Source organism: Steroidobacter sp., from assembly GCF_016790065.1.
GTDB lineage: Bacteria > Pseudomonadota > Gammaproteobacteria > Steroidobacterales > Steroidobacteraceae > Steroidobacter.
In genome coordinates this window covers 1-12,612 of record NZ_JAEUPY010000421.1, presented here as the reverse complement: position 1 = coordinate 12,612, position 12,612 = coordinate 1, and the positions used below count along the sequence as shown (strand labels likewise).

The 12,612-nt window shown below is 61.5% G+C and carries 10 protein-coding genes; 1 reads left to right on the top strand and 9 read right to left on the bottom strand.

Features of this window, described 5'->3' with window-relative positions; translation table 11 throughout:
* Positions 1–19 precede the first annotated feature (19 nt).
* The 9 genes from JNL55_RS17355 to JNL55_RS17315 all read right to left on the bottom strand — a co-directional run bounded on the left by JNL55_RS17355 (position 20) and on the right by JNL55_RS17315 (position 9,340).
* Complete coding sequence (locus JNL55_RS17355) at positions 20–760, bottom strand: flagellar motor protein (RefSeq protein WP_293856246.1); 741 nt, start codon at positions 758–760, stop codon at positions 20–22.
* Between the two features lie 79 nt (positions 761–839).
* Positions 840–1,589 carry a protein phosphatase CheZ gene (locus JNL55_RS17350; protein WP_293856243.1) on the bottom strand — a complete coding sequence of 250 codons (750 nt, stop codon included), beginning with the start codon at positions 1,587–1,589 and terminating at the stop codon, positions 840–842.
* A gap of 43 nt (positions 1,590–1,632) precedes the next feature.
* Positions 1,633–2,013: a chemotaxis response regulator CheY gene (locus tag JNL55_RS17345; RefSeq protein ID WP_415923100.1), complete on the bottom strand. Its 381-nt coding sequence runs from the start codon at positions 2,011–2,013 to the stop codon at positions 1,633–1,635.
* Between the two features lie 31 nt (positions 2,014–2,044).
* A complete protein-coding gene (locus JNL55_RS17340) occupies positions 2,045–2,791 on the bottom strand; it encodes an RNA polymerase sigma factor FliA (RefSeq protein WP_293856237.1) in 747 nt (248 codons plus the stop codon).
* Entirely contained in the window at positions 2,788–3,660 is an 873-nt protein-coding gene (locus JNL55_RS17335) for a MinD/ParA family protein (protein ID WP_293856234.1), read from the bottom strand. Before JNL55_RS17335 ends, JNL55_RS17340 begins: the two co-directional genes overlap by 4 nt.
* Positions 3,661–3,705: 45 nt before the next feature.
* Entirely contained in the window at positions 3,706–5,133 is a 1,428-nt protein-coding gene (flhF, locus tag JNL55_RS17330; protein WP_293856231.1) for a flagellar biosynthesis protein FlhF, read from the bottom strand.
* A 19-nt stretch (positions 5,134–5,152) separates the two neighbouring features.
* On the bottom strand, positions 5,153–7,261 hold the full coding sequence (flhA, locus tag JNL55_RS17325; protein ID WP_293856228.1) for a flagellar biosynthesis protein FlhA: 2,109 nt from the start codon (positions 7,259–7,261) through the stop codon (positions 5,153–5,155).
* A gap of 273 nt (positions 7,262–7,534) precedes the next feature.
* Positions 7,535–8,674, bottom strand: coding sequence for a hypothetical protein (locus tag JNL55_RS17320; protein ID WP_293856225.1), 1,140 nt, complete (start codon positions 8,672–8,674; stop codon positions 7,535–7,537).
* Between the two features lie 108 nt (positions 8,675–8,782).
* Entirely contained in the window at positions 8,783–9,340 is a 558-nt protein-coding gene (locus tag JNL55_RS17315; RefSeq protein WP_293856222.1) for a sigma-70 family RNA polymerase sigma factor, read from the bottom strand.
* A 52-nt stretch (positions 9,341–9,392) separates the two neighbouring features.
* Between JNL55_RS17315 and JNL55_RS17310 the strand changes: the two genes are divergently transcribed.
* Positions 9,393–11,741 carry a serine/threonine-protein kinase gene (locus tag JNL55_RS17310; protein WP_293856220.1) on the top strand — a complete coding sequence of 783 codons (2,349 nt, stop codon included), beginning with the start codon at positions 9,393–9,395 and terminating at the stop codon, positions 11,739–11,741.
* Positions 11,742–12,612 lie beyond the last annotated feature (871 nt).

Here is a 12,612-nt window from a genome sequence, read left to right as displayed (position 1 = left end):
CCATGATGATTGCCCGGGCCTAGTGCAGATAACCTTGCAGCTTGGCCTCGATGCTGCGCGGGTTCTCACCCTGCGCAATCGAGATCATGCCTTCGATCACCATTTCGCGAGTCTGGCTCATGGCCTGAATGGCCACCTTGAGTTTGCTCGCGACCGGCAGGAAGAACAGATTGGCGAAGCCGATGCCGTAAATGGTAGCGACGAACGCCGCAGCGATGCCCTGACCGAGCTTGGCCGGATCGGCGAGGTTCTGCATCACCGCCATCAAGCCGAGCACCGCGCCGATGATGCCCAGGGTCGGCGCGTAGATGCCCATGCCCTCGAACACTTTGGCAGCCCGTGTATCGGCCTGCTCGCGCGTGCTCAGGTCCACTTCCAAAACATTACGAATGATTTCCGGCTCGCTGCCGTCCACCACCAGTTGCAAACCCTTGCGCACGAAGTCGTCCGATTCGCGATCGATCACCGACTCCAGGCCCAGCAAGCCTTGCTTGCGAGCCGTGTTGCTCCACTCAACCATTTTGGAAATCACGCTGTCGCGCTGATTGGCGGGCGGACGAAACACCCACGGGAAGATCGCCATGGCGCGCTTCATCACCGGCAACGGGGTCTGCACGAAAATCGCGGCGATGGTGCCGACGATGACGATCATGAAAGCTGCGCCCGACAGCAGCGAGTGGATCCCGGCGCCTTTCAACACGGCGCCGATCAGGATCGCGCACGCCGCGAGCAGCAAACCGATGATGGAAAGAATATCCATGGGGCGAAGCTAAATCCTTTCTTTACTATTCGTCGCCGCGGTGCTGACTGATCGCCCTTGAACAGTCAGCGCCGGTTAGCTACATGCCCAGACCGGCGAGCAGCGAATCCACGTCTTCCTGACCGCCGACCGACGGGCCATTGTCGATGCCCGGAATGGCCGGACCGAAACCACGAGACATGCCGTCGCTAGCCGGCGCCGGAGCGGCCACTGCGTGCGGGCCGGTGCGCGACAGGCGCACGAGATCCACCAGTGCAGTCTCCAACTCAGCGACCAGTTTCATCACGCCGCGAATGATCTGACCCGACAAGTCCTGATAGCCCTGGGCCAACAGCACTTCGGACAGGTTGCCGCGCACTTTATCCATATCGCCACGCGACGCATCGAGAAACACGTCGAGCTTCTTGATCATGGAACGGAATTCATCGACTTCGATCTGCCGGGCGCGGAACTTGGTCCACAAGCCGGCGATGTCGTTGGCGCTACGCGCCGTGCGTTCGGCCAGCGGGCCGCACTGCTCCACCAGATCCATGGTGCGATGAGCGGCTTCGTCGGTCATCTTCAACACATGGTCCAGGCGCGCGCGGGCATCCGGGACTTCTTTTTCAGCCAGATCCACCAGCCGCGAATCGACGCTGAACCGTTCCAACGCCGATTGCAAATCGCCGGTCAGCTTGCGCAACTCGGTGAACAACGTGCGTTCGCGCCGATGCACCAGCAAGTCCAGTTCGGAAAGAAACAAACCTTCATCGCCGGCGGCGAGCGCACCAGCCAAGGTTGCAATGCTCGAACCGTATTCGGTGCGCAGCGCTTCTATGCCTGAAGTCATGATGTGGTCAGCTCAATGATCGCGACGGGTCGTAACGTCAGCGTTACGCTGCGTTGGCGCGTTGCTCTAAGATCTTGTCGATCTTTTCCTTGAGCGTCACCGCGGTGAAAGGTTTGATGACGTAGCCGCTCACGCCAGCCTGCGCCGCCTCGACGATCTGCTCGCGCTTGGCTTCCGCCGTCAGCATCAGCACCGGCAGCTTGGCCAGCTTCGGATCCGAACGCACCGCTTTCAACAGGTCCAGCCCCGGCATGCCGGGCATGTTCCAGTCGGTGACCAGAAAATCGATACCGCCGGCCTGCAGGATCGGCAGCGCCGTCTGACCGTCGTCGGCTTCGCTCACGTTGGCGTAACCGAGATCGTTCAACAGGTTCTTGATGATTCGACGCATGGTCGAGAAGTCGTCGACCACCAGGAACTTCATATCTTTGCTCACGTTTACGCCACTCCTAACTTCAGATCCGGCTCTCGACGCGGTCACGCCAATCCACTAGTCGAGCCTTCAACCGCACCAGTGCTTGTCCATGCAGCTGGCAAACCCGCGACTCAGTCACTTTCAACACCGCGCCGATCTCTTTCAGATTCAGCTCGTCGTCGTAATACATCGACATCACCAAGCGCTCGCGCTCCGGCAGCTCTCGGATCGCGCCGGCCAGCGCCACGCGAAAGCCGTCTTCGGTAGCGTCGAGGAACGGATCGGCGCCCTCGTCTTCCACCCGACCCAACAACGACTCTTCATCGCCGCTGGAATCGTCCAGACTCGCGACCCGGCAGCTCGCCGCATCCTGAGCGATGCGGTGATACTCATCGAGCGACACACCCATCTTGTCGGCGATCTCGATATCGCGAGCTTCGCGACCGAACTCAGCCTCCAACTCGCGCACTGCCGCTGCTGCTGCTCGCGCCTTGCGATGTACCGAGCGCGGCGCCCAGTCGAGCTTGCGAAGCGCATCGAGCATCGCGCCACGGATACGGATGCCCGCATACGTTTCGAAACTCGCGCCACGATCCGCCGTGTAGTTGGATGCGGCTTCCAACAGGCCGAGCATGCCGGCCTGAATCAAGTCAGATACTTCGACCGAGGCCGGCAAGCGCCCCGCCAGGTGATAGGCAATGCGCTTCACCAACTCGGCATGACGGATCACCATCGCGTCGGTCTTGGGTGCGTTCGCGGCGCCCTGATAAGCACGCAAACCGCTCATCGCACCACCTCCAGACGAACCTGGGGACGGCGCACCAGACGCTCCACGAAAAACTCGAGGTTGCCCCGCGGGCCCTCCGGCACAGGCCACTTATCGGCCTTCTGCGCTAATTTCTTGAATGCACGGGACGCCGGCGCGGACGGGAAGGCGTTGACGACGGGACGCTGTTCACGGATTGCGCGACGCAGGTACGGGTCTTCAGGGATTTCCCCAACGAATTCCAGGGTGACATCCAGGAAGCGACTGGTCACTTTCTGCAGCTTGTCGAACAAACCAGCCCCTTCGCCCGGTGTGCGGGCCATGTTCGCTACTACTTGGAACTTATTCACGCCGTGGTTGCGACTCAGCACCTTGGCCAGCGCATACGCATCGGTCATCGAAGCCGGTTCGTCGCACACCACCAGCAACACGTGCTGAGCGGCTTGTGTGAACTGCACCACGCTATGCGAGATGCCGGCAGACGTATCGACGATCAGCGTGTCCACTTGCGAGCTGATGGCGCTGAAAGCCTGCACCAGGCTTAGGTGACCTGCGGCAGAAAGATTAGCGAGTTCCGCCACCCCGGAGGCACCAGGCACCACCTGAATGCCATGCGGCGATTCCAGGATTATTTCTTCGAGCGTGCGTTCGCCGTTCAAAACGTGAGCCATTGTGTAGCGCGGCGACAAACCGAGGAATACGTCCACGTTGGCCAGGCCCAGGTCGCCATCGAGCAACATCACGCGACGGCCGCCGCTGGCCATGGCCGTGGCGAGGTTCACCGACACGCTGGTCTTGCCGACACCGCCTTTGCCGCCGGTGACCGCAATCACCTGCACCGGGCCCGGGTTGGCGGCACGCTGCAGACCGATCGATTGAATGGATTCCATAACTACTCAGGGCTCAAAGATGAGAAATGAATAAGGTCGTCAGGTTCATGCAATGGCGTGCGCCACGGTGCCGAAACGGCGACGTAACAAGTCCTCATCCGCTGAGGCGCCAGACTTACGAGACAATTCGACGGCACGCGCGATCAACTGATGCGCCCGGGCCGGAGCTAGATCTTCCGGAACTCGCTGGCCTTCGCTGACGTAAGTCACCGGCAGGCGAGCGCGAATCAACGTGGACAAAGCACCGCCGAGGCTGGCTGCTTCATCCAGCTTGGTGAGCATGCAAGTGGTCGGCCGAGCCGGTGTGAACCGCGTCACAGCTTCTTCAATTGCACCGGCCTGCGCGGACGCAGACAGCACCAACGTGGTTTCCATATGCTCGCTGGCGTTGGCCAGCATCGTGAGTTCCTGTTCCAAGCGCGGGTCGCGCGGGCTCAAGCCGGCGGTGTCGATCAACACCAGACGCTTATCGCCGAGGTGTTCGAGCACGCTGGCGAGTTCCGCCGTGCCGTCGATGGCGTACGCCGGCACGCCGAGCAGGCGACCGAGCGTATGAATCTGTTCCTGGGCACCGATGCGCACTGAGTCGGTGGAGATCAACGCGATATCGCGAGTGCCATGACGCAGGACCCAGCGAGCCGCGAGCTTTGCGATCAACGTGGTCTTGCCGACGCCGGTCGCGCCGACCAGAGCCACCACGCCGCCGTTGTCCATCCAACGCTCGCCAGTGGTTTCAATCTTTCTTGCCAGCAACGCCAGCGCCAGACGATGCGCTTCGGCCAATTCCAGACGGGTCGGCATCTGAGTGACGATTTCAGTCGCCAGCTCCTGTGCCAGACCCAGCTGGGTCAGCTGCTTCAGTAATTCAGTCTGGATCGGCGAACGACGCGACAGATCGTTCCAGGCCAGCGTCGCCAGCTGCGTTTCCAACATGCGGCGCAGAGTGCGCAGCTCTTCGTTCACATCGCTGTTCGCATCGGCCATCTCGAACCGCGACAGATCCATATCGCGCGGCTGTTCGGCTTCGACCGCGTAACGGCTGGACGGCTGCGCACGTTCGCTCGCACGCTTCTGAACCGGGCGCGCACTCGACGCAAAACCCTGCGCCAACTCGGCACGCTCACTCATGTATTCATTCGCCGGCGCGCTGGCAGGCTGCGCGGGACGGCTATTAGCAAACAGCGCTGCATCGTGTTGAACGCGTGCTGCCGGAGCCGGAACCGGAGCCTGAGTCTGAGGAACTTCCTGTTTGCTACGACGATCTGCGCCGTAGGTGTCGACCAAGCCGCTGTCCATGCCGGCGGCCAACTGTTCCGTCGCTGCGTCTTCACCTTCGTAATCGACGGCAGCAACTACTTCGACGCCGCCGGGCACGCGAGTGCTCGACAGGATCACCGCGTCGGGACCTTGAGCGTCACGCACCTGGCGCAACGCAGTCCGCATGTCAGCCGCACGATAATGTTTGATCTTCATAACTTACTAACTACTACTCTCAGCGACCGACCGCAGTGACCAAGCGCACTTTGCGGTTGTCCGGAATCTCATTCCACGCCAGCACATGCATGCTCGGCACGATGGAGCGCATGAAGCGAGCCAGCGTCTGGCGCAGCTGTGGCGGCACCAACAACACCGCCGGTTCGCCCGTCAGCTCCTGCCGTTGCGCGGCTTCGGCCAGACGACGCTGCATGCGTTCGGCGAGACCTGGCTCGAGGCCCGGCGTCGCGGCGTTGTTACCCGACAGCGAATTGGTCAACAGCTGCTCCAAATCCGGCTCCAACGTAATCACCGGCAACTCGGTGGCCATGCCGGCGATGTCTTGAACGATCTGCCGACCCAGCGCCACGCGAACCTGCGACTGCAACTGCACCGGGTCCTGGGTACGCGCCGCGTGCTCCGCCAAAGTTTCGACGATCGTGCGCATATTTCGGATCGGAACTCGCTCTGCCAACAGACCTTGCAAAGTGCGGACCACCGTACCCAGCGGCAGCAGTCGCGGAGTGAGATCTTCGACAAGCTTTGGAGCAGTTTTTGCCAGCGTATTGAGCAGGTGCTGCACTTCCTCATGGCCCAACAGCTCATGAGCGTGTGTCTGAATTACATTGCTCAGGTGCGTGGCAATCACGGTGCTGGCATCGACCACCGTATAACCGAGCGTCTGGGCGTGATCGCGCATAGACGGCTCGATCCACACTGCTTCCATACCGAAGGCGGGATCGCGCGTCTCGATGCCGGTCAGCCGACCGAACACCTTGCCCGGGTTGATGGCGAGCTCGCGCTCGGGATAGATCACGCCATCACCCACCGGTACGCCGGCGAGATTGATGCGATACGAATTTGGCGCCAAGTCGAGATTGTCGCGAATGTGTACGGTTTGTACGAGGAAGCCCAGGTCTTGCGTGAGCTTGCGACGGACACCGCGGATGCGCGCCAACAAATCGCCACCCTGATTCTTGTCCACCAGCGGCACCAGCCGATAACCGACTTCCAGTCCGATGATGTCCACCGGCTGCACGTCGTCCCAGGTGAGCTCTTTCGATTCGGCGGCCGGCGGCGGCGGCGCAGCGGCAGCGGCAATGGCAGCGGCTTCTTCCTTCGAAGGCTGTTCCTTGGCGCGCTTGTGTAACAAGTACGCACCGCCACCGCAGAGCGCTGCCATCATCAGGAACGGCAGGTTCGGCATGCCAGGGACCACACCCATGATGCCCAACAAGCTGGCCGCAATCGCCAACGCGCGCGGCTGACCGAACAGTTGTTTCGACAACTCGCCGCCCATGTCCTGAGCGCTGGAGACGCGAGTCACGATGATGGCAACCGCGGTCGACAGCAGCAGCGCCGGAATCTGCGCCACCAGACCGTCACCGATGGCGAGCAAGGTGTACACGCGAGCCGCGTCACCGAAGGCCATGCCGTGCGCCATCATGCCGATGGCCAGGCCGCCGATCATATTGATGATCAGGATCAGGATGCCGGCCGTCGCGTCACCGCGCACGAACTTGCTGGCGCCGTCCATCGAACCGTAGAAGTCAGCTTCCTGACGCACTTCGCCGCGACGGGTGCGGGCTTCTTCCTGCGTGATCAAACCGGCGTTCAAATCGGCGTCGATGGCCATCTGCTTGCCGGGCATGGCGTCCAAGGTGAAGCGCGCCGTCACTTCGGAGATACGGCCCGAACCCTTGGTCACCACGATGAAGTTGATGATGGTGAGAATCGTGAACACGATCACACCCACGGCGTAGTTACCGCCGATGACGAACTCACCGAACGAGGCAATCACCTTGCCCGCCGCATGTCCGCCCGTGTGACCGTGCATCAGCACCACACGCGTCGAAGCGACGTTCAACGCCAGACGCAGCAACGTGGCCAACAACAGCACCGTCGGGAAAATGGCGAATTCCAGCGGCCGCTGTACGTAGAACACCACCATCACCACGATCAGCGACAGCGCGATGTTGAAAGTGAACAGCACGTCCAGCGCAATCGGCGGCAACGGCAGGATCACCATCGCCAAGGTGGCCAACACGCCCACCGGCACACCGATACCGGAGCGCAGGATCGCTTTCAGGTCGAGCTTGCCAGGGGCAGTTGCAGCGGCTGTGGCCATGCGGTGTGTTGCTTCGTCAGTGAATCGTCAAAAAACCAGCGTCATTGCTTTGGCGTCGGTATTCCGTCGCACGCCCTAGAGGGTGCAACTCCCGGACCACGCGCCGTTCCAGTCAGCGGGCCTCGGTCACAGTTTGGAAAGGAGCCGCTAAGGGCGGGCAACTAGCGGGCCGATAGCGCGGCCGGCATGGCAGGCGGGAATGTGACGTGGGTCACGGCGGCTGCGGGGAGCTGCCCTCCCCGCATTGGCAACATCAGTATTGACCGGGGCCGCTTACGGAATCCGTTCCAGCTCCTCGGAGCCGGCGGGGTTGTAGTAGGGATCGTTGGTACCGATGTAAGCACCGCCGTCGGTACGTATCACCCGATCGTATTCGATGGAGCCGCGCACCGTGCCGCCGCCGGAGGGGTCGGCGTAGGTGTTGTAGCCGCCGATGGCTTCGAGCGTGCGACGTTGAATTCGATCGTCGGTGGCTTGCGAGTTGCGCCAGCCTTCGGAATAGATTTGCGCCACTTCGCGACTGGTCTGCATGGCGATCATCGAACGTTCGCGAGCGCCGCGGGCGTTGATCTTGGCCATCTCGCCGGCGTGCCACGAATCGATGCGAGAGCGCTGCGCACGAGCGATACGATCAGCGGCTTCCTTGCCGACCTGATTCGCCCTCGCAAGCCACTGCTGATCGACCTTCAGCGATTTACGAATTTGTTCGGCCAGCGGCAGATCGAGTTGCCCGGCCGGAGCACGCATCGCATACACCGCTGGCGCGGCGATCGCGACGTGGCCCTGCATTTGTGAAATGCTGAGCGTCGCCGACAGCACCTCGCGAATCTCTTCGCCGTCGCGCGGGTAAGCGATCAGCATCTCACCTGCCTCGAAGTGAGCTTGCACCCCCGGTCGCTGAGCGACGGGCGACTCGGCCGCCATGTCCGGGCGATCGCGATATTCCAAAACCCGTACGGACGGATACCGCTGCGCGACGATCTCGAGCAACTCACGCGGTGAGCGCACCGGCAACGTCGGACACGTATAGAACATGTTCTCCGTGCCCTGCAGCTGCCACGAATAACCGGGCATGAGTTCGAACTCGCTGCCGTCCTCCGAGCGCGCCAACCACTTCGGCCGCACGTAGTTGCTCACACACTCGCCGCTGCGATCCCACGTCATGCCACCGTGCGTCTGCCAGCCTTCGGGAACTTGGATCGTCGCCGCGACCATGGGCTCGCCGAAACCGGCAGGATCCATGATGTCCGCCGCTTCCATGTCTGTGGTCCGTGCCACCGCAACCTGTTCACCCGGCGAAGTGCTCACCGCCGGCAGCGTGTCGTCCGAAGTTTTGGAGCCGCAACCGGCCGGGCCGAACAAGACCAGACTGGCCAACGCAGTCCCCAACAACAGAGCCTGAAAGCCGCGCATCGCCACCACCTCGCTGCGGACAAAAGCGTCCGTAACGCTGGATGCGCAAAGCAACGGAAAATCGGCTCACGTGAGCCAATCGCGAGCCGCTTTACGCCTTAGCAAGCATCAACCCGGATCTTTCAGGGCTTCATGCAACCAGACTCGGGCGGCCTGCCAGTGCCGCTTCACGGTGGCGGGCGACATTTCCAGCGCCTGCGCCGTTTCATCTATGGTCAGACCAGCGAAATAACGCAGCTCGACGATGCGGCCCTTGTCGGCATCGAGCTGCTCGAGCCGTGCCAACGCGCCGTCGAGCCGTTCGACATCTATATCCGAGCCATTGTCAGGAACATCGACACCTGTGAGTGTCACCTGCTCGCCGCCATCGCGTTTCACCGCGCCTCGCCGTCGGGCATGATCGACCAGAATCTCCCGCATCAACCGGGCAACGATGCGCACGAAATGCGAGCTGCTACGCCAGTCGACGCGCTCGACGCCGGTCAGTCGCATGTAAGCTTCGTTGACCAGCGCGGTGGGCTGCAAAGTATGGTTACGACGTTCGGCGGCGAGCTGGCGGCTGGCGATGGCACGCAGTTCGGGATAAACAACGTCGATCACCCGATCGCGCGCAGTCAGGTCGCCCTGGCGCCAATCGGACAGCAGTTTTGTGAGAGCCGTGGTCACGCGGCCAAGTTTAGCAGCGCGAATAGCGGCGGCAGGCGGGAGTAGTTCAAGAATGGCCGACAACGAGGGCGAGGTGCTGCGCTGGCTGGAGCAGGCACTCGATCAGCCCGGCAACACCCGTTACCAATGGTTGGGACGACAACAGCTGCCCGAGTGGCTGCACCAACGTGTCGAGCGCTTGCTCGATGCCGATGCGCAGCTCGATAGTCAGTTCCTGGAACCCGCCGGAACCTCGCCGGAGCACGTCTCCGTGCCGCTCATCGGCGAACGATTGGGCAACTACGAACTGCTACGGCGACTCGATGCCGGCGGCATGGGCGTCGTGTTTCTCGCGCGCCGCGCCGATGACACCTTCGAGCAGCAAGTCGCCATCAAGGTGATTCGGCCGCCGCATTTGGAAATGTCGCCGGAGTTTCGCCGGCGCTTGATCGAGCGAGTCGAAAACGAACGCGCCCTACTCGCCCGGCTCGATCATCGCAACGTCGCACGCATTCTGGACGGCGGCAGCACTGCCTCCGGCATGCCGTACCTGGTGATGGAATACATCCAAGGTCGCTCTTTACTGGAGTACTGCGACAGTAACCATCTCGACGTGCCTGCACGGGTCGCAGTGTTTCGCAAAGTATGCGAGGGCGTGCAGGAAGCGCATCGACACCTCATCGTGCATCGTGACCTCAAGCCGGAGAACATTCTGGTCGGCGCGGATAGCGAACCTCGTTTGCTGGACTTCGGCATCGCGCGCACGCTGGAAGAGTCGGATCTGGATTTCGGCGGAGCGACGCACCTGACGGCCATGACCCCGGCCTACGCCAGCCCCGAACAAGTACGGCGCCAGCCGTTGACTACCAGCTCGGATGTCTATTCGCTCGGCGTGGTTTTGTATCAATTGCTGAGCGGCGTGCGCCCTTACGATCTCGCCGAGCTCACGCCAACGCAAGTCGAGCAGGTCGTCTGTCATGGCACGCATGAGCCGCTGCGACGATCTCTGCAGCGGGCCAGGCTCTCTGACTCCGACCGCGACACGCGTGCCGCTCAGCTATCGACCGATCTTGATCGTATCGTGGCGAAGGCCATGCATCGTGAGCCCGAGCGCCGATACGCTTCGGCGCGTGAGCTGGCGGATGATTTGCAGCGCTATCTCGAGCGGCGGCCGGTGCTCGCTCATCCGGATTCGATGTTTTATCGCGCACGCAAGTTCATCGGCCGGCATCGCATCGGAACCGCGGCGGCGACGTTAGCGGGGATCGCGATTTTCACGGCGACGGGTGTGGCCTTGTGGCAGGCCGGCGAAGCAAGACGCGCTGCCGACGACACTCGGCTCGTCAACCAGTTCCTGCTCGACGTGTTGCAAATGTCCGATCCCTTCGATGCCGGCAGCGAGTTGACACTGAGCCAGGCGTTGGATTCCGCCGCCACCAGCATCGACGAACGTTTCGCCGACCGGCCTGACCTCACCGCCGAAATCCGCTTCGGGATCGGCTATAGCATGCTCAGTCGTTATCGACTCGCCAGCGCCGAGCAGCAACTGACGTTGGCACTCACGGAAAGTCAGGCAGAGTTTGGTGCCAACGACATTCGCACCCTGCGCGTGCTTGACGGCGTCGCCGGGCTGCGGCAGGAACAGGGACGCGTCGACGAGGCGCAGTCTATGTATGAGCAGGTCATCGCAACCATGGAGACCACACAGCAGACCGGTGACCCGCTGTATGTGACGTTGCTCGGCAATCTCGCCAATCTGCATTTGATTCAGGAGCGCTATCCCGAAGCAGAACGTTGGCTGGTGCGCGCGCAAGCTGCTTTGGACAAACGTGGCGGCCAGCTGTCGCTGGATCGAGCCAACATCTATAACAATCTCGCACACGCCACGCATGGATTGGAAGACTATGAACGCGCAGAGAAGTATTACGCCCAGGCGCAGGTCATGTACGAACAGCTCTTTCCTGACGGCAATCCCGATCTGGCCAGCTTGCTCAACAACCGCGCCCTGTTGGCCGAAGACCGTGGCCGGCCTGATGAAGCTTTGGCACTCCATCGTCGCTCGCTTGAAGTGCGTCAACGTGTGTTCGGCAGCGAGCACCCCATGGTTGTCGTCGCACTCGCCAATGTGGCGCGCAACTCGACGAAACTCGACCCATCGCTGTCGCTGACCATGGCCCAAGACGCCGCAGCGATGGCTGATCGCGTTTACACCGAGCCCGCCAGTCGACACGCTTCGGTGTATGCGACGCTCGCTGAGGCTCGCTTAGCTACTAACGATCTGGATGGCGCTGCGAATGCGCTTCAGCACGCTCGAACGTTACTCGACAAAGTCACAGATCCGCCGCCCAGCGTCGCACGCTATCTCGAACGCGTGCGCGTCGCGTTGTGCCAGCAGCACACAGCTGCTCGCATATGCCACTGACGCATTACCACATTCCATAATCTGAAAATATTTCAGCCGAGTGCTTTTTCCTGCGACGGAAATTCATTGGATTTATCGCTTCAACTATTAGGAACAGCGGCTTTGTCAGGGACGTTAGAGCGCTGTTCCGAGGAAGCGCGAGTCATACCATGGATGTATACGATGATCGCTCGCCGACATGGAGTCAGCGACGACCCATCGCCGCTCAAGCGTGAGCGGGCTCGCGATTCTTCCGTTCACCAGGACGGTGACGATGACGCAATGCGAAATCTTTCGGCGCCCAGCAACCGACGCGGCACAACATTCCATAACACAAAAATATTTTCAGAAAGTCGGCTTCCAGAAGAGGACAACTCCTACGCCTCGTCGCTCTAACGCCCAGGAACAGCAAATTCTCCACGGAGGGAAGTTCGGTGTTCCAAGGAAGGGCGAGTCGTGAAGGGATACGACACGAACGAGAACTGACATGGAGTTGGTAATCGACCCGCCGTTGCTCAGGACCGAGCAGCTCGCAATCTTCCTGAAGCCGTCAAGCACCTCTCCCACGGTGCGCAGCGGCTGTTAACAACACGGAAAGTAAGTAACAAAAACAGGAAGACCATCAAACGCTCGACATTCGTATGCAAAGGACGCGCGTCAGTGTCAGCGCATTACTCGAATTGAGTCCGCCGCGGGTTGCGAAGAGGCCGCCCGCGGCGATTATCTTTTCTCAGGGCTGACTCAGCCCCGCTCCAACTCCGCCAGTAGCGCGCCTTCGATGCGTTCGAAAGGGCGAGAGACTTCGGCGACGAAGGTGCCGCCGTCGGCGGTTTCGACGAGGTATTGGCGCAGGTGAGGCAGGTCGGTGAAGGAGATGCTGCCGCAGTGGGCG